Consider the following 22,973-nt stretch of genomic DNA (forward strand, 5'->3'; position numbering starts at 1 on the left):
ACCGCGACCCAAGCGCGCGATTGACCGAAGGCGCGCCAAACCCTAGTTTAGAACTATTCTAAACTAGGGTGAATTCCTCATGCTTTCCCGCGTCTTCGGCTTCGGCCGCCGTTCCTTCGAATCGCTCTCCGAAAAAGAAATCCTGGCGCTGGCCATTTCGTCCGAGGAAGACGACGGTCGTATCTACCGGGCCTACGCCGACGGACTGGCCGACACCTTTCCGCAATCGGCAAAAGTGTTCGAGGAGATGGCCGAGGAGGAGGACGGCCATCGCGATGCGCTGATCGAGCTCTTCCGCGATCGTTTCGGAGAGCGCATTCCGCTGATCCGGCGCGAACATGTGAAGGGTTATTACGAGCGCAAGCCCGACTGGCTGGTGAGACCCCTTGGCATCGAGCATGTGCGCAGCCAGGCCGAGGCGATGGAGCGTCAGGCCTATCTGTTCTACGTCGAGGCGGCCAAGCGCACCACGGATGCCTCGACCCGGAAACTGCTCGATGATCTAGCGTTGGCGGAACAGGGTCATGAGACGCTGGCGCAGCGCCTGGAGCAAAAGCACGTGCCGGGCGAAGTGAAGGACGAAGAGGCCGCCGCCGAGCAGCGCCAGTTCATCCTCACCTATGTGCAGCCGGGGCTTGCCGGACTGATGGATGGGTCTGTGTCGACACTGGCGCCGATCTTCGCCGCCGCTTTCGCCACGCATGACACCTGGCAGACCTTTCTGGTCGGGCTTGCCGCCTCGATCGGCGCCGGCATTTCGATGGGCTTCACCGAAGTGGCTTCCGACGACGGCAAACTGTCGGGCCGTGGTTCGCCGGTAAAACGCGGCATCACAACCGGCGTCATGACGTCGGCGGGTGGCCTTGGCCACGCATTGCCCTATCTCATCCCGCATTTCTGGACGGCGACAGGTGTCGCGGCAGTCGTGGTGTTCTTCGAACTGTGGGCGATTGCCTTCGTCCAGAACCGCTACATGCAGACGCCCTTCCTGCGTGCCGCCTTCCAGGTGGTGCTGGGCGGCGCCCTGGTGTTCGCGGCGGGTGTGTTGATCGGGAATGCGTGACCAGCTTCACTCACCCATTCACTGCCCGACTATCCCCAGGCGCCTCGTCCCTCTCGGTCAGCCCATAATCGCGCACCACATGCGCAATGCGCAGACGGTAGCCGGCAAAGATACCGCCGCGGCCGGCTTTCTGCGCCTGCCGGTGTTCCTCGGTGTTGCGCCAGGCCTTGACCGCCTCCTCATCGCGCCAGAACGACAAGGACAAGATGCGGTTCGGGTCGACCAGGCTCTGGAAGCGCTCGATGGAGAGAAAGCCGTCTATGCCGTCGAGCAGCGGCCGCAAGTCGGCGGCGATGCTCAGATAGGCATCGCGCCTGCCCGCCGCCGGCTCGACCTCGAAGATGACGGCGATCACGGCAGCACCAGTTTCGCGTGCGGTCCCGAGACGTGTTTCAAGAACATGCGGTCCTCCTTCAGAATGAATCTTTCGCGCCTGGCGAACTCGTAGTTTGCCTTGCCGGCGGGATCGGCGGCAAGCCGGGCCCGGTAGGCTTCGTACGCCGCCAGGTTCTCGATGTTGTAGGCGGCGTAGGCGGTCGTCGCCGAGCCCTCATGCGGCGCGTAATAACCGATCAAATCGGCGCCGCAGCGCGGAATGGCCTGGCCCCAGTTGCGCGCATACTCCTCGAAGGCCGCCTTGCCGAACGGGTCGATCTCGTAGCGGATGAAGCAGGTAATGGTCATTGTGGTCTCCTTGGGTTTCTGCGTCGATAGTTCGAGCGGCGTCGAAACATTGTGTTGCCTGACCCGCTAGGTCTGCCAGAACGATTTCGCGCATTCGCGGCGCACCTCTTCCGGTGTCAGGCCAAGGTCGCGCAGCAGATGATCGTCGATCTCGGCAAGGTCGAGACGCTGCAAATGGCGGTCATACCAGCGGGCCAGCAGCCGCGTGCGCAGCCAGGTGACGAACGGGAACGATTGACGGTCGGGAAGCGGTGCTGAGGGGGAAGCGGTTCGTGCGGTCATTGTCGTCTCCTTGATCTGATCGGAGAATAGTGGTTATCTGACATGAATGCTTCGATGGGGAACGAACTATGCGCGAAGGACCCGACGTCGCCCGCATCGCCAGCCTGGTCGGTGACCCGGCGCGGGCGAACATGCTGAATGCACTGATGGGCGGCACGGCGCTGACGGCCAGCGAACTGGCGCTTGAGGCCGGCGTCTCGCTGCCGACCGCCAGCTCGCATCTGGGCAAACTGATGGAAGGCGGGCTGCTGACCGTGGCGAGCCAGGGCCGGCATCGCTATTACGGCCTCGCCGGTCCGCAGGTGGCAGGCATGATCGAGGCCATCACCGGCGTCGCGGAAGCCGTTGGGCCAAAGCGCGTTCGGCCGGGCCCTCGCGACGGCGCCATGCGGGTGGCGCGCGTCTGCTACGATCACCTCGCCGGCGAGCAGGCGGTGGCGATGCTCGACCGTCTTGTCGCCAAAAAAATTCTTCTGCGCGACGACAAGGAGATCAGGCTCGGGCCGGCGGCCGCATCGCATTTCGCCGCCATCGGCATCGATGTCTACACCAAGCCGCGCCGGCCAGTGTGTCGCGCCTGCCTCGACTGGAGCGTGCGGCGCTCGCACCTAGCCGGCACGCTGGGCGCCGCCATCCTCGACAAGATCCTTTCGGAAAAATGGGCACGCCGCGAAAAGAACAGCCGCGCGGTCATTTTCTCGCCGCCGGGCAAGCAGGCGTTTGAGAGGGTGTTTTTGACGTGACTGTGGAGGTGCCGGTTTCGCGATGTCGGCGGGACAGCACCCCCCTCTGGCCTGCCGGCCATCTCCCCCGCAAGGAGGGAGATTATTCGCTCCACCGCCTTCGCCAATCTCCAATGTTGCAGGAGTGAGCGGAACGGCGAGGCTGCCAATCTCCCCCCTTGCGGGGGAGATGTCCGGCAGGACAGAGGGGGGTGTGAAGGATCGCTACATCCGCCATTCGGCCAACGCTGCATCCGAAGATGTCGCCGCCTCCAATCACCCCCGCTTGAGCACCTTCCCCTGCCCGAAAAAATCCGCCCACGGATCGGCTTTCGCCAGCTGCTTCAGCGTCGTCTTGTCGCCGATCGGGAAAGCGTTCGGCGCCAGCCCGGCCTCGATCTCGGCCCAGGTCACCGGCATCGACACGGTGGCGCCCTTTTTGGCGCGTGACGAATAGGGCGCGACCGTCGTCGAACTCCTGCCATTGCGCAGATAGTCGACGAAGATCTTTCCGGTGCGCGCCTTTTTCGACAGCGTCGCCGTGTAGCGGTCGGAGGCACCCTGTTCGAGCGCGCGGGCAAAATCATGGGCGAAGGTCTTCACCGCGTCCCAATCCGCCGACGGCTTCAGCGGCACCAGCACATGATAACCCTTGCCGCCTGAGGTCTTGACGAAATTCGGCAGCGACAGCTCGTCGAGCTTGCCCCTGATATCGAGCGCCGCTTGGCGCACCGCCTTCACGTCGACGCCTTCATCGGGATCGAGGTCGAAGATAATCTGGTCCGGCTTTTCCAGCTCGTCGACGGTGCAGCCCCAGATGTGGATCTCGACCACCCCGTATTGTACGAGCGCCGCGACGCCGTCGAAATCCCGGACGAACAGAATCTCCTCGCCGTCGGTCGGGTCCTTCATGCGGGCGATCTTGTCGCTCATGCCGGCCGAGGCGTGCTTCTGGAAGAAGCGTTGGCCGCCGACGCCGTCCGGCGCCCGCACCAGGCTGAGCGGCCGATTGACGACGAACGGTTTCATGCGCGGCCACACCTGCGCGTAATGGTCGAGCAGCCCCTGCTTGGATATTTTTTCGTCCGGCCACAGCAGCTTGTCGGGGTGGGAGAGTTTGACCGTGGTCGTCATCGACCCGGCAGCCTTGGCCGCACTGCCTGTTGGCTTTGCCGTCACGGGAGCCTTGCCTGTCGACGCCTTGGGCTTTTCCTGCACGACTTCCTCCGCCGGCTTGTCCTCGCGCAATCCCTGGAACGAGGCGTGGCGTATTATACGGTCGGATGTCCAGCTGCGAAACTCCACTTCGCCGACAAGTTCCGGCTTGACCCAGACAAGGCCCTTGCCCTTTGGCACGGCCTTGTCGAAGGGCGATGATTTTGCCGTCAGCGCATCGAGCTTCTTCTTGAGATCGGTGGCGACCTTGCCAGAGAAGCCGGTACCGACGCGTCCGGCATAATGCAGTTTGCCGCCCTCGTGGAAGCCGACGAGGATCGAGCGCAGTCCGCGCCCGGTCTTGTCCGACGGCAGATACCCTCCGATGACGAATTCCTGCCGTTCCGTGCATTTCGACTTCACCCAGGTGGGGCCGCGTCCACTGCGATAGGGCGCGTCGGCGCGCTTGGAGACGACGCCTTCGAGCCCCATTCGGCAGACATGCTCCAGCATGATGTTGCCGGGTTCGGCGAAATGGTCGCTGAAACGGACTGCTGCATCCTCCCGCTGCTTACCGAGCAGGTCCCGCAAGGCCTGCTTGCGTTCGACCAATGGTTCGGCGCGCAGGTCTTCGCCGTCAAGGCGCATCACGTCGAAGACATAGTAGAGGAAGCGATCCGTCCGCTTCGCTGAGAGATCGGCTTGCAGCAGCGCAAAGGACGAAACACCGCTGTCGGCCAGCACGACGATCTCGCCGTCGATGATGGCGTCGCTGCATTTCAGTCCGGCGAGTTCAGCGATGATCTCCCCGCCGAACTTCTCGGTCCAGTCGAGGCCGGTGCGGGTCAGCAGTCGCACGTCGGCGCCGGCGATCTGTGCTTGCATGCGATAGCCATCGAATTTGACTTCGTGCAGCCAGTCCTTACCCGGCGGCGCATCCCGTTCCAGCGTGGCCAGCTGCGGCTCGATAAAGTCGAGTTTCTTGTCCCCGGCCTTCGCCTTGCCGACGACCGGCTTGTTTGAATGCCAGACCTTTGGCTTCTGGCCTTTGGCAGTCTTGCCTTCGCCGACTTCTTCGATCGTCAGGCCCGACTTCACCGATTCCGGTGCTTCCTCAAGGATATCCTCGCCCGGACGCGCGGCAGCATCGTCCGACTTGATCAGCAGCCAGTTGTCGCGCTTTTCACCCGCGCGTGGCTTCAGCCGCACCAGATGCCAGAGGCCGTGCAGCTTATGCCCCTTCAGTTCGAAGCTGATATGGCCCTTCTTCATCGCCTTGGCCGGGTCGATCTCGGGGGTCCAGGTACCCTCGTCCCAGACGATCACCGAACCGCCGCCATATTCGCCCTTGGGGATTGTGCCTTCGAACGGTGCATAGTCGATCGGATGATCCTCGACATGCACGGCCAGCCGCTTCTCATGCGGGTCGAGGCTCGGGCCGCGCGTCACCGCCCAGCTCCACAGCACGCCCGCATGTTCGAGGCGAAGATCGTAATGCAGCCTTGTCGCGGCGTGCTTGTGGATGACGAAGATACCGCCGGCCTTGGCTTTCTTGTCGCGAGAAACCTTGCCGGCCGGCTCGGCCGTTTTCTTGAAATCGCGCTTGGAGTGATACTGTTCGAGGCTCGCCATCGCTTCGTGTCCTCAGGCCGATTTGCGCTTGGGCGCGCCGGCTTTCGGCTTGGCGCGTTTAGCCTTCGTTGAGCCGTCATCCGACGATAGGCTCTTCTTCAGCGCGTCGAACAGATTGACGACGTTGGAGGGTTTTGGCGCCACCGTGGCCTCGGGCGCCTTCCTGCCCGCCTTCTTGGCACGGATCAGTTCGAGCAGTGCGTTCTCGTATTCGTCCTCGAATTGCGCTGGATCGAACTTCTCCTTCTTCTTGTCGATGATCTGCTCAGCCAGATCGGTCATCTCCGGATCGGTCTTCACCGCCTTGATGTCGCCGAACACCGCGTCGGGCGCGCGCACCGTGGTGTCGTAACGCAGCGTCGTCAGCACCATGCCCGTGTCGAGCGGTTCGATCATCACGGGGCGCTCGCGTTGATAGAGCACGATGCGCGCCAGCCCGGCCATCTTCTTGCCCGCCATGGCGTTGCGGATGACGGCGAACGCCTCTTCCGACACCTTGTCGGCCGGCGCGACATAGTAGGGCGTGTCGAGATAGATCTGCTGGATAGAGGCTTTATCGACGAACCCATCGAGAGCCAGCGTATGCGATGCTTCGATCTGCACAGCCTCGATCTCGTCTTCCTCGATCTGAAGGAATTCGCCGTCGTCGACCTCATAGCCCTTGATCTCGTCGCCGTCACCGAGCGGCTTGCCGCTTTTGGAATCGACATAGATGCGCTTCACCGTGTTGCCGGTCTTGCGGTTCAGCACCCGAAACGAGACCTTCTCGGCGTGGCTGACGGCGTTGGTCAACTCCACGGCGCAGGTGACCAGCGACAGCTTCAGATAACCCTTCCAGGCTGGACGCGGCGCCATGACTTTTTCCCTTCCAGAACCCGATGAGGATGAGAACGGACAGATGCCAGTCCAGTTCCCCAAAGGCACGACGATTGGATGTCCAGGTTGGTTTGCGGCGTCGAGGCGTCAAGCACGGAAATTTCACGGGTGCGGCAAGAATTGAAACAGAACCGCGCGCGGGCGACATTCAAACGAAACATATGTGATGCAAAAGTCACATTGGCCGGAATGCCGACCAACTGCACGGAAAGACCCCGAATCAGCCGCATTCCAGCCACGAAGCAAGGCATTTTCGACCAGATATTAACATCACGTTCACCGACTATTCACGCCTCGACGCTATGATGACCGCAATTCGGAAGGGACATCCGAAAATCGGGACAGGGACCAGGTAAATGAACTTCCTCGCGCATCTCATCGGCTATGCCGCCGCCATCCGCGAATTCGTCGCGCCGACCTATCGGCCCGAGCGCTATTACATGCGCGGCCCCGGCCCGGCCTGCGCCCGTCGCGGCAACTCGCTGGGCGCGCACTGATCATGGCATTCGAAAATCGCCACGACAGCCGGATCTGCAGGCCGGCAGCCCAGTCCCGCGCCACCACCTATCGCGCCGAACGTCCCGCTCTCGCCGACAGGCGGCGTGCGACATCGCCACGGCTTTGATACCGCCTTCGGCTGGCTTAGTGTTACAGGACACGAGCAGCCGAGGCCCGCGTGACCGACCTTCCCCCGCCCTTCGGTAAAAGCCATCCGCTGATCGTCTTCGATGGCGTCTGCGTTTTGTGCTCCGGCTTCGTGCGCATGGTGGTCAGGCTCGACCGCCAAAGCCGCTTCCGCTTCGCTACCGCGCAGTCGCCGTTCGGCGAAGCTCTGTTCAGGAAACACGGGCTGCGCACGGACTCCTACGAAACCAATCTCGTCCTGATCGACGGCGTCGCCTTCACGCGGCTCGACAGTTTTGTCGCCGTCATGTCGGAACTCGGCTGGCCCTGGCGGGCGATGAAGGCTTTGCTGTTGCTGCCGCGCCCGCTGCGAAACTGGCTGTATGATTGCATCGCCAGGAATCGCTACGCCCTGTTCGGCAGGAAGGACAGCTGCGAGATACCCGCACCCGAGCTGCGGGAACGGTTTCTTGGCTAGAAAGCCTGGCTCTGGGGGAACAGCGCTTGAAGCGTCTCATCGTCGCCATCCGCTCACCGGCTTGATTGTGCGCTATCGCGGCTGGCTCGTGCTGTCCGGCCCGCATGGCTCCAGCACGATCGCGCCACCGGCCGCCTTGCCAAATTCTCGGCAGCCCTGAGCCGTGCACAGTGTCCAGCCGTCGCCGGTCGCGCCGGAGGCGGCAAGCACGACGCGCCGCTGCGGGACGACATCAGGCGCATAGACCCACCAGCCGTCGCGCAGCACCGCGCCTTCCGGCGGCTCCATGCCGGCGCCCGAGCCCCTGATCCGCGCCTCGATCACCTGCAGGCCGGTAGGCGTCACCTTCCAGTCTTCCTCCCAGAGCGTTCGTTCCACCGAATGCGTCCAGGACAGCGTGAAGGCGGCAACGGAGAGCGTCACCGTCTTGCCGGCCGCCAGGATGCACAGGCTCATGCGGAGATCGATGCTTGCCGCGCCCGCCAGCAATGCCAGCCGACCCAGGTAAGCGCCAGCGCCCAGCCGGCCTCGTCGGTGAGCGGCACTGCGGCGACCAGAAGCACGCCGGCGGCGAAGGCCAGCAGGCGCTCCCACCACGCCATGCGGCGGGCCAGAAAACCGACGGCAGCGGCGCCCCACAGCACGATGCCCATGCACGCCTTGGCGACGATGTAGGCGACCTCGACGGGATAGCCGAACTGGGCGGCGATCGGCCCGGCGTCCTGCAGCATCAGCGCCGGCGTATAGACTGCCATGAACGGCACCACGAAGCCGGCAATGGCGAGTTTGGTCGCCTGGATGCCGATCTTGAGGCCGCTCTCCTTGGCCATGGGGGCGGCGGCAAACGCCGCCAGCGCCACCGGCGGCGTCAGGTCGGCCATGATGCCGAAATAGAAGACGAACATATGGCTGACCAGCAGCGGCACCCCGAGCGACAGCAGCGCCGGCCCGGCCAGCGACGAGGTGATGATGTAGTTGGGAATGGTCGGGATGCCCATGCCGAGCACCAGGCAGGTGACCATGGTCAGCACCAGCGACAGGAACAGATTGTTCTCGCCGATCGAGATGATCCAGCCGATGAAGGTCGAGGCGATGCCGGTCAGCGTCAGCGTGCCGATGACGATGCCGACGATGGCGCAGGCAATGCCGACCGGCAGCGCGTTCTTGGCGCCTTCGGCAAGCGAGTCGACGCAGATCCGCAGCGTCTCGCGTCCGCCCCTGAAGGTGAAGCAGGCGACAATCAGCGCGGCGATGACAAGGCCAAGGAGGTTGACGCCGAACTTCATGAACGAGGCGGCGGCGAGCCCGAGTGCCAGCCAGAAGACGACACGGAAGGCGAGCGGCCCGATCGCTGCCGCCAGTGGCGTGCCGAGGATGAGCACGATGGTCAGCGCCAGGCCCATCGTGCCGGCGAAGATCGGCGTATAGCCGGCAAACAACAGATAGATGAGGGCCGCAAGCGGCAGCACCAGCGGCCAGTGTTGTTTCACCGCGTCCCATGGGTTGGGCAGGTCCGTCTTGGCCATGCCATGCAGGCCGGCCTTGCCAGCTTCCAGATGCACCTGCCAGAAGCAGGCGCCGAAATAGAGCAGCGCCGGGATGATCGCCGCCTTGACCACTTCGGCATAAGGCACGTTCAGCGTCTCGGCCATGATGAAGGCGACCGCGCCCATCACCGGCGGCATGATCTGGCCGCCCATCGAGGAGGTTGCCTCGACGGCGCCGGCGAAAGCCGCGCGGAAGCCGAAGCGCTTCATCAGCGGGATCGTGAACTGGCCGCTGGCCACCACATTGGCCACGCCCGAGCCGGAAATGGTACCCATCAGCGCCGACGACAGCACGCAGACCTGCGCCGGGCCGCCGCGCCAGGTGCCGACAAGACCGAGCGCGAAATCGTTGAACAGCGCGATCATGCCGGCGCGTTCCAGAAAGGCGGCGAAGACGACGAAGATGAAGATGTAGGCGGCCGAAACATAGATCGGCGTTCCGTATATGCCTTCGGTGCCATAGGCGAAGGTGTCGACGAGTTGGGCGAAGTCATAGCCGCGATGGATGAAGGGCGGCGGCAGATGGTTGCCGACGAAGCAATAGGCGAGGAAGATGAAGGCGATGACCGCCAGCGGCAGCCCCATCAGCCGCCGCGCGGCCTCGAAGACCAGCACCACCAGCACGGCGCCGACGATCAGGTCCGGCGTGGTCAGGAAGCCGGAGCGGCGGATGAGATCGGCATAGAACACCCAATTGTACAGGCCTGTGCCGAAGCCGAGCACACCGAGCGTCCAGAACGCGGCTTTCGCCGTCACGCTTTTGGCGCGCAGGTTGGCGATCAGGCCGAAACCGAGCAGCAGCAGGAAGCCGACATGCATGGCGCGCACCACCTGGCTTGGAATGCTGCCATAGGCGGCGACATAAATCTGGAACACGGAGAAAGCGACGGCGATGAAAAAGGCGGCCTTGCCGGCGATGCCTTCGCCGAAGCCGGGAGGCAGCCCTTCGATTTGCTCTTCGACGACGGGAAGATGGAAGGTGGCGGATTTGCCGTCGGTTGTCGTTGCTTCGCTCATCCGACGATCTCCAAAAGGAGCGAATAGTGCGAGGCGCCCCCCTCTGCCCTGCGGGGCATCTCCCCCTCAAGGGGGGAGATCGGATACACTGATGTCGGCGCTCGTTTTGCAACGTCAGCGATTGGCAAAAGACATCGCGACGGCCAATCTCCCCCCTTGAGGGGGAGATGCCCGGCAGGGCAGAGGGGGGCGCCTGGCGAAGACATGTCGGATTGCCAAGCGCCTACCTCAGCAGCCCTTTCTCCTTGTAATATTTCTCAGCACCCGGATGCAGCGGCACCGGCATGCCGTCGAGTGCCTTGGCCGGGTCGATCGCTTTGGCGGCGGCATGCGCCGCGGCCAGCTGGTCGAGATGCTCGAACAGCAGTTTGGTCATCTGATAGGCGGTCTCATCTGAAACATCGGCGCGGGTGATGAGGAAATTGCCGACGGCGGCGGTCGCGACATCCTCGCTCTGGCCCTCATAGGTGCCCTTGGGAATGACCACCGAAAGATAGGGCGCGCCGATCTTGGCGACGTCTTCCGCCGGAACCGCAACGACGTTGATCGGCACGGAAGTGGCGAGGTCGCGGATCGAGGCGACGCCGAGCCCGGCCGATTGCAGCGTGGCGTCGAGCTGGCGGTTCTTGATCAGTTCGACCGATTCGGCGAAGGGCAGATATTCGACCCTTCCGAGATCCTCGTATTTCAGCCCGGCGGCGGCGAAGATGGTGCGCGCGTTGAGTTCGGTGCCGGACGCCGGCGCGCCGACCGAGAGGCTCTTGCCCTTGAGGTCGGCCAGCGTCTTGATGCCGGATTCCTGGCTCGCGACGATCTGGATGTAGTTGGGATAGATGGCGGCGATGCCGCGGAGTTTGTCGAGCTTGCCTGGATATCCGGCCTCGGTATTGCCTTCGGCGGCCAGCTTGACGGAATCGCCGAGTGCAAAGGCGATCTCACCCTTGCCCTGCTGCAGCAGATTGAGGTTTTCGACCGAAGCCTTGGTCGCCTGCACCTGGGTACGGGCGCCTTCGATGCCCTTGCCGTAGATTTCAGACAATGCCACGCCGAGCGGATAATAGACGCCGGACGTGCCGCCGGTCAGCACGTTGATGAATTCCTGCGCTCCTGCCGGCATCGCGCCGAAGCCGAGTGACAGCGCCATTGCGCCAGCTGCAACAAATTTCGTTCTGAAATGGAACATCTGATCTCCTCCCTGAAATAGTGGCGCCGCACTGCCCTCCTCGGCGCGGACCGGGCGAGTTTAGACGGCAGACGGCAAATGCCAACCCGCAATTGCAGCCATTAGACGAACGGTTGAGGCGCGCAAAACCCGAGCGCCAGGCGCTGCGGCTCGTGTCCATCATCAATCCGGCAGCGCCGCGACCGCAACGATTTCAATGACGATGTCTGCTTGCGCGAGCGCCGCAACGCCGATCACCTCCGAGGGTGGTGGATTGTTATAACTGCAGTGCTTCGGACAATGCTCGGCAAAGAACGCGTCCAGCACGTCGAGGCGAAAATTAGGAGAGCTGAGAACGCCACCATCGGGAAATGGACCTCTGACGAAGAAGGTCAGCCTGATGAGATGGTCCAATCCACTGCCGAGCTCCTCGAGGTCCGACTTGATGTTGCCGAGAACGCCGCGCCACTGCGCTGCCGCATCGCCGGCGAAGCCGCCGCCCTTCTTGCTGGCCGGATCGTAGTCGTCCGATGTCGCGGTGTTTCCACAGAGATAGACGGTACCTTTCGCGCCGCTGACGACCGTGCCCTTTCCCCACGGCATCAACCGGCCGTTCTTGAATTTCTTGTGAGTCACGAGTTCCATTTTCTTTCTCCTGCCGCTCGCATGACCCGCCCGTCCACGACAGAGGATAGTGCTGCGAGGAACCGCTGCCAGAGCGGCGCCGGCTGTCGTCCGGCAGGCAAGGTGAGATCTGGTCCTTGCGAAACTTGGTGGTGAAGCCGAAAGTTTTTTTGAGCGGCCTGTCGAAATCGCGTGCTGCCGCACGACATACGTCCGGCTCGCAACGAAGCGGCCGTCGAGAAAACGGGAGAAGACCATGCGATACATGCTTTTGATCTACGTCAACGAAGCCGCGATGGCGGCCGCGCCGACCGATAAGACCTACGAGATCAGCGCAGCCTATGGCGCCTATACCGAGGCGTTGAAGAAATCCGGCGCCTGGCTGGCCGGCGACCGGCTGAAGCCGACCCAGGCCGCCACTTCGGTGCGGATGGCCAACGGCAAGACCAACGTACTCGACGGTCCCTATGCCGACACTAAGGAGCAACTCGCCGGTTTCTACATGATCGAGGCTGAGGATGCCGATGCCGCTATCGCCTGGGCGGCGCGCTGCCCCGCTGCCAGCGTCGGCACGGTCGAGCTCCGGCCGATCTGGGAACAGACCATGTGATGGAGAATGGCCCGGAGATCGCGCGGGCGGCAGCGGAAGTCGCCGCCCGGCAAAGCTACGGCAAGCTCGTTGCCTGGCTCGCGGCGCGCACGCGCGACGTGGCCGGCGCCGAGGACGCGCTGGCCGATGCCTTCGCCGCCGCACTCGAGCGATGGCCTCAAACCGGCGTACCCAAGAAACCGGAAGCCTGGCTGCTGGCGGTGGCAAAGCGGCGCCGCGTCGATGCGGTGCGGCGGCGGCTGACCAGCGAGGCCGGCCGCGAGCATCTCAAGCTGATTGCCGAGGAGGCGGAGGCGCACATGACCGACGAAGACCTGCCCGACGAGAGGCTGCGGCTGATGTTTGCTTGTGCCCATCCGGCGATCGAATCGAGCGTGCGTTCGCCGCTGATCCTGCAGACCGTGCTGGGTTTCGACGCGGCAACGATCGCCTCTGCCTTCCTGGTCTCGCCCGCAACCATGGGCCAGCGCCTGGTTCGCGCCAAGACCCGCATCCGTGAAACCGGCATTCCGTTCCGCGTTCCGGAGCGGGCCGAGCTCGGCGAACGGCTGGATGCGGTGCTGGAAGCGATCTATGCCGCCTTTGCCGAAGGCTGGTCCGATCCGGCGGGCACCGAAACGCGCCGGCGCAATCTGGCGACCGAAGGCATCTGGCTCGGCCGCCTGGTGGCCTCGCTGATGCCGGAAGAGCCCGAGGCGCTGGGTCTGCTGTCACTGATGCTGTTCGCCGACGCGCGGCGCGCGGCACGGCGCGATGCGGCCGGAGATTATGTGCCGCTGGCCGAGCAGGACCATACGCTGTGGGATGGCGCTTTGGTCGACGAAGCGGAATCCCTGCTCGGCCGCGCCGCCACCATGGGTGTCATCGGCCGCTACCAGCTCGAGGCGGCCGTGCAGTCCGCACATGCGGCACGGCGGCTGACCGGCCGTACCGACTGGGTGGCGATCCGCGAACTCTACGACGCGCTGCTTTCGATCGCGGGATCGCCGGTGGTGGCGATCAACCGTGCGGTGGCGATTGCCGAGGCCGAGGGCGCCGTGGCGGGATTGGCGGCCCTTTACGTGCTGGGCGACGACAAGCGGCTTGATGACTATCAGCCCTATTGGGCAGCCCGCGCCGGTCTCCTGGCCAGGCTCGGTCAGGTGCCACAGGCAACCGAGGCCTATGACCGGGCGATCGGCCTAGAACGCGACCCGGCGGTGCGCCGCTTCCTGCAGGGAAAACGGGCAATGCTCAGAAATTGAGCCTCGCCACCGGCCGTTCGTTCAGCTTGGCCACATTTCGTGCGACGTGTTGAGTGTCTTCATCAGCGGATGATCGCGCAGCCCGGCCCACAGGCGTTCGATATTCGGCCAGGCGGCGCGCGCCCTGTCGACGTCGGGATGCCAGGCTACCAGCATGACGAGATAGATGTCGGCCAGCGACATCAGGTCGCCGACCAGCCAGTCACGGCCTTCGAGAGCGGCATCGAGAACGGCGAAGCCGCGGTCCATCTCGGCGACGGCTGCCTGCTTGACCGCCTTGGTGCCGTCGGCATCGGCCGTGTAGCGATATGCGTAATAGAAACGCAGCACCGCCGGATAGAGCGCCGACGACATGAAGGCCATCCAGCGCAGGAAGTCGGCGCGGGCAGGCGCGTCGACAGCCGGCGCCAGGCCGGCATTGGGGTGACGCTCGGCAAGCAGGATGCAGATCGCCGCCGATTCGGTCATCGAGCTTCCGTCCGGCAAGGTCAGCACCGGAACCTGGTTCAACGGACTGATGTCGAGGAAGGCCGGATCGGGCCGGTCCGTCTTCGGCACGTCGATCTGTTCGAACGGCGCATTCGCCAACGCCAGCGCCGCCTCGACGACGAAGCCGCCGCTGCCGGGACGGGTGTAGAGCTTGTACATGAAATCCTCCCCCGGCCCACGGAAAGCAGGCCGGTGGGGATATGAACCGGAAGCAGGGCACTGCTCAAGCCGGTGGCTGGCGCCACGGGCGGTTTTTTCAGCGGACCAGCTTGGTCACGAAGAAGCGTAGGGCTACGAGCCCAGCCCCTCGAACAGGATCGTCGACAGATAGCGCTCGGCGAAGGACGGGATGATCACCACCAAATTCTTGCCCTTGTTCTCCGGCCGCGAGCCGACGACGATCGCCGCCTGCAGGGCGGCGCCCGACGAGATGCCGACCGGTACGCCTTCGAGACGGGCTACGAGGCGGGCATTGGCGACCGAATCCTCGTTCGACACCTTGACGATCTCGTCGTAGATCGTCGTGTCGAGGATTTTGGGCGCAAAGCCGGCGCCGATGCCCTGGATCTTGTGTGGGCCGGGCTGGCCACCCGACAGCACCGGCGAGGATTCCGGCTCGACGGCAACGACATGCACCGAGGGCTTGCGCTTCTTCAGCACCTGGCCGACGCCGGTGATGGTGCCGCCGGTGCCGATGCCGGCGATGAAGATATCGACCTCGCCATGTGTGTCGTTCCAGATCTCCTCGGCCGTCGTCGTGCGATGGATTTCCGGGTTGGCCGGATTCTCGAACTGCTGCGGGATGATCGCGTTGGGGATCGTCGCTGCCAGTTCGTCGGCCTTGGCGATGGCGCCTTTCATGCCTTTCGGGCCCTCGGTCAGCACCAGCTCGGCGCCAAGCAGCGCCAGCATTTTCCGGCGCTCGATCGACATCGTTTCCGGCATCGTCAGGATCAGCTTGTAGCCCTTGGCGGCGGCGGCGAAGGCAAGCGCGATGCCGGTGTTGCCCGACGTCGGTTCGATCAGCGTGGTCTTGCCGGGAGAAATCTTGCCGGAAGCCTCCAGCGCCTCGATCATCGCCACGCCGATGCGGTCCTTGACCGAAGCGATCGGATTGAAGAATTCGAGTTTGGCGATGAGATTGGCGACGATGCCCTTTTCCCGAGCGAACTTGTCGAGCCGTACCAGCGGCGTGTCGCCGATCGTATCGGTGATGGAATCGTAGACGCGGCCGCGACCGGGCACGCGGGCTGATGTGACGGGCTTGTTCATTGGTTTCGCTCCCAGAATTTCAGGCAAGTGGAATTGCAGCCGGCAAGATAGGGCTTTCAACCGCGCAACATAAGCTGTCGGCCGAAAATAACCGAGTGGGACCTGTGTCTAAAACGTCTCCGTCCCGGAAAAGCATTTCCCGCAAAGGCCTGTTTGCGAAATGCTTTGGCCGAAAGCCCTATTGGCGGGCGGCAATCGCTGCTGCGGCACCGACCATGAAGCCGGCGGCGGTGCGGTTCAGTGCCTTGAGCGCGCGCGGCGACTTCAGGAACCAGCGCGCCTTGGCCGCTAGCGCCAGATACGGCACCAGCACCACCAGAAGCACGACGACCGTCAGCGCGACGAGAATGCCGTAATCGGTCAGTGTGATGGTCTTCAGGTCGACGATGGTCGGCGTGATCGCGAGGTAGAAGATCATCGTCTTCGGATTGCCGAGCGTGACGGTCAGGCCGGCGACAAAGCTCGACAGCAGCCCGCTTTTGCCCTTCCTGGCCTCGACGGTCTCGGGCGTGATGCCGCTGTTCCAGAACCGCCAGCCGAGAAAGGCAAGATAGGCGACGCCAAGCCATTTGATGGCGAGAAAGACCATGCCGAAACTCTGTGCGACGAAGGCAAGACCCAGCACCACGGCGGTGAGATAGGTGAGATCGCCAACCATCAGGCCAAAGGACATCGCCAGCGACGAACGGAAGCCGGAGCCGAGTGCTCGCGCAACGAGCGCGGTTACGCCGGGGCCAGGAATGGCGGCGGCGATGCCGAGGGCGGCACTGTAGGCGAGGAATCCGGTGAGGGTCATGGTTGCGGCCTCAAATCAGAATGCCTTGTCGCATAGAATGGATCAGGATTGAATTCCCTGGGGATCGGAATCCATTGCACCAGATATCGCTGAAACACGTGGAGAAGGCCCCCTCATCCGGCCGCTTCAGGAGCGACCGCCGTCATGGGTGACGCGCCAGATGGTGCCGTTGCCGTCCTCGGTCACAACAAGCGCGCCGTCGTTCGCCACCGCCACGCCGACCGGCCGGCCCCAGACCTCGCCGTTGGAGACGACGAAGCCGGTGATGAAATCCTCGTATTCGCCGGTCGGCTTGCCATTCCTGAACAGCAATCTCACCACCTTGTAGCCTGTCCTGTTGCCACGGTTCCATGAGCCGTGCAGAGCCACAAAGGCGTCGCCCTTGTATTCGGCCGGAAAGTTCTTCCCTTCGTAGAAGGCGATGTTGAGCGGCGCCGAATGCGCCTGCATCAGCACGTCGGGAATATCAGCCTTGCCGGCAAGATCGGGGCGCGCGCCCTTGTGGCGTGGATCCTCGTTGTTGCCGATATAGTACCAGGGCCAGCCATAGAAGGCGCCGTCCTTGACCACGGTCGCATATTCCGGCGGCACATTGTCGCCAAGCCCATCGCTTTCGTTGACGACGCACCACAGCGCGCCGGTCGCCGGCTGCACGGCCATGCCCGAACAGTTGCGCAGGCCAGTGGCGACGATGCGACCGTTCTTGCCATTGGGATCGAAGGCCAGCACAGCCGCGCGGCCATCCTCGGAACCCCAGGCAGCACCGAGCGGCTGCGACGTCGCCCAGGCGTCGAGGCCACCCTCCGGTTCTTTGCCCATATTCTGCGCGGCGTTCGAACCAGACCCGACCGATAGATAAAGCGTCTTGCCGTCCGGCGAGAAAGCGATATCGCGGGTCCAGTGATGACTTGAAGGGATGTTGTCGACAATGGTCTCGGGATCGTCTGATGCCTTCAGGTCGCCATTGCGATAGGCAAAGCGAACCACGCTGTCGCTGTTGGCGACATAGACCCATTGCGGGTCATTGCCCGGGGGATAGAAGGCAATGCCATAGGGCTGGTTGAGATTGCCGGCAAAGATGCCTCTCTCAATGGGTTTGGCGCTGCCGTCTGCGAGGCGGTAGACGCGGATCTGATTGGCTTCGCTGTCGGCGACGAACAGGTCGCCGTTCGGCGCGACGCGCACGACGCGCGGATTGTCGATGCCCGACGCGATCAACTCAGCCGAGAACCCTGGCGGCAGCTCCGGCTTGGCGCCTGCCGGCCTTTCGGCGAGGCCGGCGCTGTTCGAGGTTGATTTGGTGACGTCGGGTCTTGGCAGATCTTCGGGCTTGATCAGGCGGCGCACACCCGGCCTGTCGGCACGCCAGTCGCCGAAGGCGGCGGCACCTTTCAATACGGGCTCCGCCTGCTGGGCGAATGCGGCGGTGAGAAACACCGAAGCGGGGAGGGCCAGCCCGGCCAATCGGATCATTCAATCCTCCAAACCTGGTCACATAATGACAGGCTGCAAAGAGGGCAAACGGGCGGTTTCGTCTGTTGTTCCGCGGCACACGATGAGTTGAAGTGAGAGCGGAGGTTTCCAGTTTCAGTTGCCGGCAGCGTAGAAATCGTCGTCGAGGCGCTTTTCCAGTTCGACGAGATCGGCCGGCAGCGGCAGGCCCATGGCGCGCATTTCCCGCAGTTTCTCGCGCAACTGCTCCTGGATCTCGTGCTGATCTTCCGGCTGGTTGACCATCTCCTCGAGCAGCAGGCTGATCCGGGCCTTGAATTCTTCGAGCGCCATTCTTTTTCTCCTCAGCTGCTTGTTGTTTGTTTTTTGGGTCTAAGGGTTGAGATTCAGGTCAGGCCGGCATCACCTGAATATCAATACACTTAGCGGAGCATGCGGGAAATCAGTTGCGCCGTATAGTCGACCATCGGCACGATGCGGGCATAGTTGAGCCGGGTCGGGCCGATGACCCCGAGCGCACCGACGACACGGGCGTCTTTGTCGCGATAGGGCGCGACCACCAGCGAGGAACCGGACAGCGAGAACAGCTTGTTTTCCGAGCCGATGAAGATACGCACGCCCGATCCTTCCTCGGCGAGGTCGAGCAGCTGGATCAGCCCGTCCTGCGTCTCCATGTCCTCGAACAAATGCCGCAACAATTCGATGTCGGCCTGGGCGGTGACGTTTTCAAGCAGGTTGGCGCGGCCGCGCACGATCAGCCGCGCCGGCAGGCCGCTGTCTGCGCCGGCCCACACCGCCAGTCCCTTTTCGACCAGGTCCTGCGACAGCGTGTCGAGCGCGGCCTTGGTCTCTTCCTTGATGCGGGCAATCTCGATCCGCGCCTCGGCCAGCGTGCGGCCGCGGATATGGGCGTTGAGGAAGTTCGAGGCCTCGTGCAGTTGCGAGACTGTGATGCCGGCGGGCAGCTCGATGACGCGGTTTTCGACGTCGCCATTCTGCGACACCAGCACCGCCAGCGCCTTCGTCGGCTCAAGCTGGATGAATTCGATGTGCTTGAGTGCCACTTCGTTCTTGGCGGCCAGCACCAGGCCGGCGCCGCGCGACATGCCCGACAGCATCTGGCTGGCCTCGGTCAGCATGTGTTCCAGCGTCGCGCCCGAGCCGGACGCCCGCACCTGCGCCTCGATGGCGCGGCGCTCCTCGTCGGAGAGGTCGCCAAGCTCCATGAAGGCGTCGACGAAGAAACGCAGGCCGGCCTGCGTCGGCAGCCGGCCGGCCGAGATGTGCGGCGCGTAGATCAGGCCGAGATGCTCGAGATCGCTCATCACGTTGCGGATGGTGGCCGGCGACAGCGAGGACGGCAGGATGCGCGACAGGCTGCGTGATCCCACAGGTTCGCCGTCCCTGAGGTAGGAATCGACGATGCGCCGAAAAATGTCGCGCGAGCGCATGTCCAATGATTGAAGCGCGGGCGCCTGTGAATTCGGATCGACTGCCTTGGTCATTGCGGCCAAAAACCTCCGGCCCAAAGATATAGACTTCGCTACGGCCCGCGCAACCCGGTGTCTGCGTCAGATCACCCCGGTGTCTGTGTCGGATCGTCAGGCCATTTTCCTTTGCGCCATGCGTCCCATGCGGCTACAAGCCGGCCAAGATTCCGAAAAATGACAAGAAAGCAGCCTTAATGCGCCCTTCCAAACGCCAATTCGACGAAATGCGTGCCATCTCCTTCGAGCGCGGCGTCTCCAAGCATGCCGAAGGCTCTTGCCTGGTGAAGTTCGGCGACACGCATGTCCTGTGCACGGCCAGCCTCGAGGAAAAAGTGCCGGGCTGGATGCGCAATTCCGGCAAAGGCTGGGTGACGGCGGAATACGGCATGCTGCCGCGTTCGACCGGCGAGCGCATGCGCCGCGAGGCTTCCGCCGGCAAGCAGGGCGGCCGCACGTTGGAGATCCAGCGGCTGATCGGCCGTTCCTTGCGCGCCGTGGTCGATTTGCAAGCGCTGGGCGAGCAGCAGATCACCGTCGACTGCGACGTCATCCAGGCCGATGGCGGCACCCGCACCGCCTCGATCACCGGCGGCTGGGTGGCGCTCTACGACTGCCTGCGCTGGATGGAAGCCCGCCAGATGGCCAGCGTCGCCAAGGTGCTGAAGGACCACGTCGCGGCGATCTCCTGCGGCATCCATGACGGCCAGCCGGTCATCGACCTTGATTATCTCGAAGATTCCTCGGCTGGCACCGACGCCAATTTCGTCATGACCGGCAAGGGCGGCATCGTCGAGATTCAGGGCACCGCCGAGGGCGAGCCTTTCTCCGAAGAACAGTTCGCCGAATTGATGAACCTGGCCAAGAAAGGCATCCAGCGCCTGGTGAGTTTGCAGCAGATGGCGGTGGCTTAGGTTTCAAATGCCGAGCGTGAATGCCCCCCTCTGGCCTGCCGGCCATCTCCCCCTCAAGGGGGGAGATCGGCTGTGGTTGCGGGTTTCGCCAATCACCAAGGTTGGAAGCCATAAGCCGGCGCCAAAGCCGCCAATCTCCCCCCTTGAGGGGGAGATGGCCGGCAGGCCAGAGGGGGGCGCCTAGTGACGCCCTCCGCTATTCTTGAATCGGCTCTCTACGTCACCGACCTTGCCGCGGCCGAAACCTTCTACACCGGCGTCCTCGGCCTAAACCTGCTCGGCAAAGTCGACGGCCGGCACCTGTTCTTCCGCTGCGGCCCGGGCGTGCTGCTCGTCTTCAACGCCGAGGCGACGAAAGTGCCGCCGGCGCCCGACGCCAGGCTGCCCGTGCCGCCGCATGGCGCTGTCGGTGAAGGCCATCTCTGCTTTGCGGCGACCGCTGACGAAATCGCCGACTGGAAAGCGCGTCTCGAGGCGAAAAACATAGCCATCGAAAGCGAATTCGAATGGCCGCAGGGCGGCCGTTCGATCTATATACGCGACCCCTCGGGCAATTCGATCGAATTCGCCGAGCCACGAATCTGGGGCCTTTGATGCATTCTCTCGATGGAAAGAAGATCGTCGTCGCCAGCCACAATGCAGGCAAGCTGCGCGAATTCGCCGACCTGATGGGGCCGTTCGGCTTCGAAGCGAAATCCGCCAAGGACTACGGCCTGCCCGAGCCCGATGAAACCGGCACCACCTTTGAGGAAAACGCCTACATCAAGGCGCTGGCCGCCGCCAAGGCGACCGGCCTGCCGGCATTGTCGGACGATTCCGGCCTGTGCGTCGATGCGCTCGACGGCGCGCCCGGCGTCTACACCGCCAACTGGGCCGAAACACCCGACGGTTCGCGCGATTTCGGCATGGCCATGCAACGCACCGAAGTGGCGCTGCAGGAAGTCGGCGCCGCCTCGGCCGAACAACGCAAGGGCCGCTTTGTCGCCGTCATATGCCTGGCGTTTCCCGACGGCGAGGCCGAATATTATCGCGGCGAGGCCGAAGGCACGCTGGTCTGGCCGCCGCGCGGCGACCTCGGCTTTGGCTACGACCCGGTGTTCTTGCCCGATGGCTTCGAAAAAACCTTCGGCGAGATGAGCGCCGAGGAAAAACATGGCTGGAGGCCCGGCCAGCCGACGGCGCTGTCGCACCGCGCCCGCGCCTTCCAGAAATTCGCCAAAGCGAGATTGGGCTCGACATGAGCATGCTGCTCGACCGGGCGCCCGGCTTCGGCGTCTATGTCCATTGGCCGTTCTGCGCGGCCAAGTGCCCCTATTGCGATTTCAACAGCCATGTCCGCCATCAGCCGGTCGACCAGGATCGTTTTGCCAGCGCCTTCGAGGCCGAGCTTGCGACGATGCGCGAACGCACCGGGCCGCGCGAGGTAACCAGCATTTTTCTCGGCGGCGGCACACCGTCGCTGATGAAGCCGGAAACGGTGACCAGGGTCCTTGACGCCGTGGCGAAGAACTGGACCGTTCCCGACGGCATCGAAGTGACGCTGGAGGCCAATCCGTCCTCGGTCGAGGCCGAACGCTTTCGCGGTTACCGGGCGGCCGGCGTCAATCGTGTCTCGCTCGGCGTGCAGGCACTGAACGACAAGGATTTGCGCTTCCTCGGCCGGCTGCACAATGTCGATGAAGCCCTTCATGCGATCGGCCTGGCACGCGAGATCTTTCCGCGGCTGTCCTTCGATCTGATCTATGCGCGGCCCGGCCAGACACCGGAAGCTTGGGCATTGGAGCTCGAACAGGCGATCGGCCATGCCGCCGACCACCTGTCGCTCTACCAGCTGACCATCGAGGAAGGCACGCCCTTCCACGCCCTGCATGCGGCGAAGAAATTCATCATCCCCGACAACGACCACGCCGCCGATCTTTATGCGCTGACGCAGGAGATCACCACGGCGCACGGCCTGCCGGCCTATGAGATTTCCAACCACGCCAGGCCGGGCGCCGAAAGCCGGCACAATCTGACTTATTGGCGCTATGGCGAATATGTCGGCGTCGGGCCGGGCGCGCATGGCCGCTTCGTCGAAAACGGCCGCCGCACCGTGACGATCGCCGAGCGGATGCCGGAAACCTGGGCCAATCTGGTCGAGGCCAAGGGCCATGGCGTCACCGGCGGCGAGATCCTGACGCGTTCGGAGGAGGCCGACGAATTCCTGCTGATGGGCCTGCGGCTGGCCGAAGGCATCGACCTCTCTCGCTACGAAGCGTTCTCCGGACGCGGCTTGTCGAGCGCGCGGCTCTTGATACTGCAGGGCGAGGGGCTGGTGGCACCGATCGGCAATGCTCGCCTGCGCGCCACACCAGCCGGCATGATCGTGCTCGACGCCGTGGTGGCGGACCTGGCGCGGTAGGGTCAGGGGCCAAATGGCCGGACTGTGGTGGACGATTTATCGATTGAGCAAGGATGCTAGAAGTTCGGCTTGCTTAGCCAAGGCGCGTCGCGCGCCACATCCAAGATGGGTCCTGCGATGAAGTTCCTGATCCACGAGACCTTGCGGACACTGAACACCGATGATGTGTTCGAGTTTGGATTAACCGAGATCTCGAAATCTCCGGAACATGACGATCTCTTTGAGGCTGAGGCGATCTTCATCCGAAACACAAAGGTAACATCAAAATTAAAATTGACTCACTTGAGCGAATTCAACGTTGTTCTTAGTTTCATAACATATATCGGGAGTAAGCTTCGAGGGATCGCCAAGGATAATTTGGTCGAGTTTGATTTGAATGGACTGACGTTTGATCAGTACATCCCTATGAGCAAAAAACTGCGTGAGATCTGGGATGAGTAAT

General features: G+C 63.4%; 26 protein-coding genes. 11 read left to right on the forward strand and 15 right to left on the reverse strand.

Translation table 11 applies throughout. The features are described 5' to 3' along the window. Window positions 1-79: 79 nt before the first annotated feature. Window positions 80-1,063 (forward strand): iron exporter MbfA, encoded by a 984-nt coding sequence (gene mbfA / locus NKI38_RS18515; RefSeq protein ID WP_352659645.1) that lies wholly within the window; start codon window positions 80-82, stop codon window positions 1,061-1,063. A gap of 10 nt (window positions 1,064-1,073) precedes the next feature. On the opposite strand, the gene NKI38_RS18520 is transcribed toward mbfA, so the two are convergent. The 3 genes from NKI38_RS18520 to NKI38_RS18530 form a co-directional block, all read right to left on the reverse strand. Then, window positions 1,074-1,418, reverse strand: a complete 345-nt coding sequence (locus tag NKI38_RS18520) for an antibiotic biosynthesis monooxygenase family protein (protein WP_352659646.1) — start codon at window positions 1,416-1,418, stop codon at window positions 1,074-1,076. Then, complete coding sequence (locus NKI38_RS18525; RefSeq protein WP_352659647.1) at window positions 1,415-1,747, reverse strand: NIPSNAP family protein; 333 nt, start codon at window positions 1,745-1,747, stop codon at window positions 1,415-1,417. Before NKI38_RS18525 ends, NKI38_RS18520 begins: the two co-directional genes overlap by 4 nt. Before the next feature lie 66 nt (window positions 1,748-1,813). Further along, the gene (locus tag NKI38_RS18530) at window positions 1,814-2,029 is read right to left on the reverse strand and encodes a DUF1127 domain-containing protein (RefSeq protein WP_352659648.1); all 216 of its coding nucleotides are present in this window, start codon (window positions 2,027-2,029) and stop codon (window positions 1,814-1,816) included. Between the two features lie 68 nt (window positions 2,030-2,097). Between NKI38_RS18530 and NKI38_RS18535 the strand changes: the two genes are divergently transcribed. Continuing rightward, window positions 2,098-2,772 carry an ArsR/SmtB family transcription factor gene (locus NKI38_RS18535; protein ID WP_352659649.1) on the forward strand — a complete coding sequence of 225 codons (675 nt, stop codon included), beginning with the start codon at window positions 2,098-2,100 and terminating at the stop codon, window positions 2,770-2,772. Between the two features lie 255 nt (window positions 2,773-3,027). On the opposite strand, the gene ligD is transcribed toward NKI38_RS18535, so the two are convergent. Then, window positions 3,028-5,538: a DNA ligase D gene (ligD, locus tag NKI38_RS18540; RefSeq protein ID WP_352659650.1), complete on the reverse strand. Its 2,511-nt coding sequence runs from the start codon at window positions 5,536-5,538 to the stop codon at window positions 3,028-3,030. 12 nt (window positions 5,539-5,550) lie between these two features. After that, complete coding sequence (gene ku / locus NKI38_RS18545) at window positions 5,551-6,393, reverse strand: non-homologous end joining protein Ku (protein ID WP_352659651.1); 843 nt, start codon at window positions 6,391-6,393, stop codon at window positions 5,551-5,553. Between the two features lie 377 nt (window positions 6,394-6,770). On the opposite strand from ku, the gene NKI38_RS18550 reads away from it, so the two are divergent. Both NKI38_RS18550 and NKI38_RS18555 read left to right on the forward strand, forming a co-directional pair. Continuing rightward, window positions 6,771-6,911 (forward strand): hypothetical protein, encoded by a 141-nt coding sequence (locus NKI38_RS18550; protein WP_013528645.1) that lies wholly within the window; start codon window positions 6,771-6,773, stop codon window positions 6,909-6,911. 179 nt (window positions 6,912-7,090) lie between these two features. Beyond that, window positions 7,091-7,516 (forward strand): thiol-disulfide oxidoreductase DCC family protein, encoded by a 426-nt coding sequence (locus NKI38_RS18555; protein ID WP_352659652.1) that lies wholly within the window; start codon window positions 7,091-7,093, stop codon window positions 7,514-7,516. 72 nt (window positions 7,517-7,588) lie between these two features. On the opposite strand, the gene NKI38_RS18560 is transcribed toward NKI38_RS18555, so the two are convergent. The 4 genes from NKI38_RS18560 to NKI38_RS18575 form a co-directional block, all read right to left on the reverse strand. Further along, complete coding sequence (locus NKI38_RS18560) at window positions 7,589-7,972, reverse strand: DUF1850 domain-containing protein (protein ID WP_352659653.1); 384 nt, start codon at window positions 7,970-7,972, stop codon at window positions 7,589-7,591. After that, complete coding sequence (locus tag NKI38_RS18565) at window positions 7,969-10,080, reverse strand: TRAP transporter permease (RefSeq protein ID WP_352659654.1); 2,112 nt, start codon at window positions 10,078-10,080, stop codon at window positions 7,969-7,971. Before NKI38_RS18565 ends, NKI38_RS18560 begins: the two co-directional genes overlap by 4 nt. Before the next feature lie 223 nt (window positions 10,081-10,303). Further along, on the reverse strand, window positions 10,304-11,263 hold the full coding sequence (locus tag NKI38_RS18570) for a TAXI family TRAP transporter solute-binding subunit (protein ID WP_352635534.1): 960 nt from the start codon (window positions 11,261-11,263) through the stop codon (window positions 10,304-10,306). Window positions 11,264-11,425: 162 nt separating this feature from the next. Next, complete coding sequence (locus NKI38_RS18575; protein ID WP_352659655.1) at window positions 11,426-12,133, reverse strand: RidA family protein; 708 nt, start codon at window positions 12,131-12,133, stop codon at window positions 11,426-11,428. Between NKI38_RS18575 and NKI38_RS18580 the strand changes: the two genes are divergently transcribed. Beyond that, the gene (locus NKI38_RS18580) at window positions 12,123-12,476 is read left to right on the forward strand and encodes a YciI family protein (protein ID WP_352635538.1); all 354 of its coding nucleotides are present in this window, start codon (window positions 12,123-12,125) and stop codon (window positions 12,474-12,476) included. The genes NKI38_RS18575 and NKI38_RS18580 overlap by 11 nt on opposite strands. After that, complete coding sequence (locus tag NKI38_RS18585; protein WP_352659680.1) at window positions 12,476-13,720, forward strand: RNA polymerase sigma factor; 1,245 nt, start codon at window positions 12,476-12,478, stop codon at window positions 13,718-13,720. Before NKI38_RS18580 ends, NKI38_RS18585 begins: the two co-directional genes overlap by 1 nt. Window positions 13,721-13,741: 21 nt before the next feature. On the opposite strand, the gene NKI38_RS18590 is transcribed toward NKI38_RS18585, so the two are convergent. The 6 genes from NKI38_RS18590 to hrcA all read right to left on the reverse strand — a co-directional run bounded on the left by NKI38_RS18590 (window position 13,742) and on the right by hrcA (window position 19,234). Next, window positions 13,742-14,368, reverse strand: a complete 627-nt coding sequence (locus tag NKI38_RS18590) for a glutathione S-transferase family protein (protein ID WP_352659656.1) — start codon at window positions 14,366-14,368, stop codon at window positions 13,742-13,744. Between the two features lie 132 nt (window positions 14,369-14,500). After that, window positions 14,501-15,481, reverse strand: coding sequence for a cysteine synthase A (gene cysK / locus NKI38_RS18595; RefSeq protein ID WP_352659657.1), 981 nt, complete (start codon window positions 15,479-15,481; stop codon window positions 14,501-14,503). A gap of 178 nt (window positions 15,482-15,659) precedes the next feature. After that, the gene (locus tag NKI38_RS18600; RefSeq protein WP_352659658.1) at window positions 15,660-16,277 is read right to left on the reverse strand and encodes a LysE family translocator; all 618 of its coding nucleotides are present in this window, start codon (window positions 16,275-16,277) and stop codon (window positions 15,660-15,662) included. Between the two features lie 126 nt (window positions 16,278-16,403). Continuing rightward, window positions 16,404-17,750: a PQQ-dependent sugar dehydrogenase gene (locus tag NKI38_RS18605; protein WP_352659659.1), complete on the reverse strand. Its 1,347-nt coding sequence runs from the start codon at window positions 17,748-17,750 to the stop codon at window positions 16,404-16,406. 114 nt (window positions 17,751-17,864) lie between these two features. Further along, window positions 17,865-18,062: a hypothetical protein gene (locus tag NKI38_RS18610; RefSeq protein WP_111545355.1), complete on the reverse strand. Its 198-nt coding sequence runs from the start codon at window positions 18,060-18,062 to the stop codon at window positions 17,865-17,867. Window positions 18,063-18,151: 89 nt separating this feature from the next. Continuing rightward, entirely contained in the window at window positions 18,152-19,234 is a 1,083-nt protein-coding gene (gene hrcA / locus NKI38_RS18615; protein WP_352659660.1) for a heat-inducible transcriptional repressor HrcA, read from the reverse strand. Window positions 19,235-19,413: 179 nt separating this feature from the next. Here hrcA and rph point away from each other — a divergent pair, with 179 nt between their 5' ends. The 5 genes from rph (at window position 19,414) to NKI38_RS18640 (ending at window position 22,972) form a co-directional block, all read left to right on the forward strand. Next, window positions 19,414-20,130 (forward strand): ribonuclease PH, encoded by a 717-nt coding sequence (rph, locus tag NKI38_RS18620; RefSeq protein WP_352659661.1) that lies wholly within the window; start codon window positions 19,414-19,416, stop codon window positions 20,128-20,130. Between the two features lie 183 nt (window positions 20,131-20,313). Next, window positions 20,314-20,724 (forward strand): VOC family protein, encoded by a 411-nt coding sequence (locus NKI38_RS18625; protein ID WP_352659662.1) that lies wholly within the window; start codon window positions 20,314-20,316, stop codon window positions 20,722-20,724. Further along, complete coding sequence (rdgB, locus tag NKI38_RS18630; protein ID WP_352659663.1) at window positions 20,724-21,371, forward strand: RdgB/HAM1 family non-canonical purine NTP pyrophosphatase; 648 nt, start codon at window positions 20,724-20,726, stop codon at window positions 21,369-21,371. The genes NKI38_RS18625 and rdgB overlap by 1 nt, the downstream gene beginning before the upstream one ends. Then, a complete protein-coding gene (gene hemW, locus NKI38_RS18635) occupies window positions 21,368-22,531 on the forward strand; it encodes a radical SAM family heme chaperone HemW (protein ID WP_352659664.1) in 1,164 nt (387 codons plus the stop codon). Before rdgB ends, hemW begins: the two co-directional genes overlap by 4 nt. A 117-nt stretch (window positions 22,532-22,648) precedes the next feature. After that, entirely contained in the window at window positions 22,649-22,972 is a 324-nt protein-coding gene (locus NKI38_RS18640; RefSeq protein ID WP_352659665.1) for a hypothetical protein, read from the forward strand. Window position 22,973: the final 1 nt, after the last annotated feature.

This window comes from Mesorhizobium sp. M0621 (assembly GCF_040320745.1).
In the GTDB taxonomy this organism is placed as follows: domain Bacteria; phylum Pseudomonadota; class Alphaproteobacteria; order Rhizobiales; family Rhizobiaceae; genus Mesorhizobium.

Coding starts and splice junctions, on each gene's coding strand:
- mbfA (WP_352659645.1), top strand. CDS start 80: ATGCTTTCCCGCGTCTTCGGCTTCGGCCGCCGTTCCTTCGAATCGCTC.
- NKI38_RS18525 (WP_352659647.1), bottom strand. CDS start 1,747: ATGACCATTACCTGCTTCATCCGCTACGAGATCGACCCGTTCGGCAAG.
- NKI38_RS18530 (WP_352659648.1), bottom strand. CDS start 2,029: ATGACCGCACGAACCGCTTCCCCCTCAGCACCGCTTCCCGACCGTCAA.
- NKI38_RS18535 (WP_352659649.1), top strand. CDS start 2,098: ATGCGCGAAGGACCCGACGTCGCCCGCATCGCCAGCCTGGTCGGTGAC.
- ligD (WP_352659650.1), bottom strand. CDS start 5,538: ATGGCGAGCCTCGAACAGTATCACTCCAAGCGCGATTTCAAGAAAACG.
- ku (WP_352659651.1), bottom strand. CDS start 6,393: ATGGCGCCGCGTCCAGCCTGGAAGGGTTATCTGAAGCTGTCGCTGGTC.
- NKI38_RS18550 (WP_013528645.1), top strand. CDS start 6,771: ATGAACTTCCTCGCGCATCTCATCGGCTATGCCGCCGCCATCCGCGAA.
- NKI38_RS18560 (WP_352659653.1), bottom strand. CDS start 7,972: ATGAGCCTGTGCATCCTGGCGGCCGGCAAGACGGTGACGCTCTCCGTT.
- NKI38_RS18565 (WP_352659654.1), bottom strand. CDS start 10,080: ATGAGCGAAGCAACGACAACCGACGGCAAATCCGCCACCTTCCATCTT.
- NKI38_RS18570 (WP_352635534.1), bottom strand. CDS start 11,263: ATGTTCCATTTCAGAACGAAATTTGTTGCAGCTGGCGCAATGGCGCTG.
- NKI38_RS18580 (WP_352635538.1), top strand. CDS start 12,123: ATGCGATACATGCTTTTGATCTACGTCAACGAAGCCGCGATGGCGGCC.
- NKI38_RS18575 (WP_352659655.1), bottom strand. CDS start 12,133: ATGTATCGCATGGTCTTCTCCCGTTTTCTCGACGGCCGCTTCGTTGCG.
- NKI38_RS18585 (WP_352659680.1), top strand. CDS start 12,476: ATGGAGAATGGCCCGGAGATCGCGCGGGCGGCAGCGGAAGTCGCCGCC.
- NKI38_RS18590 (WP_352659656.1), bottom strand. CDS start 14,368: ATGTACAAGCTCTACACCCGTCCCGGCAGCGGCGGCTTCGTCGTCGAG.
- cysK (WP_352659657.1), bottom strand. CDS start 15,481: ATGAACAAGCCCGTCACATCAGCCCGCGTGCCCGGTCGCGGCCGCGTC.
- NKI38_RS18600 (WP_352659658.1), bottom strand. CDS start 16,277: ATGACCCTCACCGGATTCCTCGCCTACAGTGCCGCCCTCGGCATCGCC.
- NKI38_RS18605 (WP_352659659.1), bottom strand. CDS start 17,750: ATGATCCGATTGGCCGGGCTGGCCCTCCCCGCTTCGGTGTTTCTCACC.
- NKI38_RS18610 (WP_111545355.1), bottom strand. CDS start 18,062: ATGGCGCTCGAAGAATTCAAGGCCCGGATCAGCCTGCTGCTCGAGGAG.
- hrcA (WP_352659660.1), bottom strand. CDS start 19,234: ATGACCAAGGCAGTCGATCCGAATTCACAGGCGCCCGCGCTTCAATCA.
- rph (WP_352659661.1), top strand. CDS start 19,414: ATGCGCCCTTCCAAACGCCAATTCGACGAAATGCGTGCCATCTCCTTC.
- rdgB (WP_352659663.1), top strand. CDS start 20,724: ATGCATTCTCTCGATGGAAAGAAGATCGTCGTCGCCAGCCACAATGCA.
- hemW (WP_352659664.1), top strand. CDS start 21,368: ATGAGCATGCTGCTCGACCGGGCGCCCGGCTTCGGCGTCTATGTCCAT.
- NKI38_RS18640 (WP_352659665.1), top strand. CDS start 22,649: ATGAAGTTCCTGATCCACGAGACCTTGCGGACACTGAACACCGATGAT.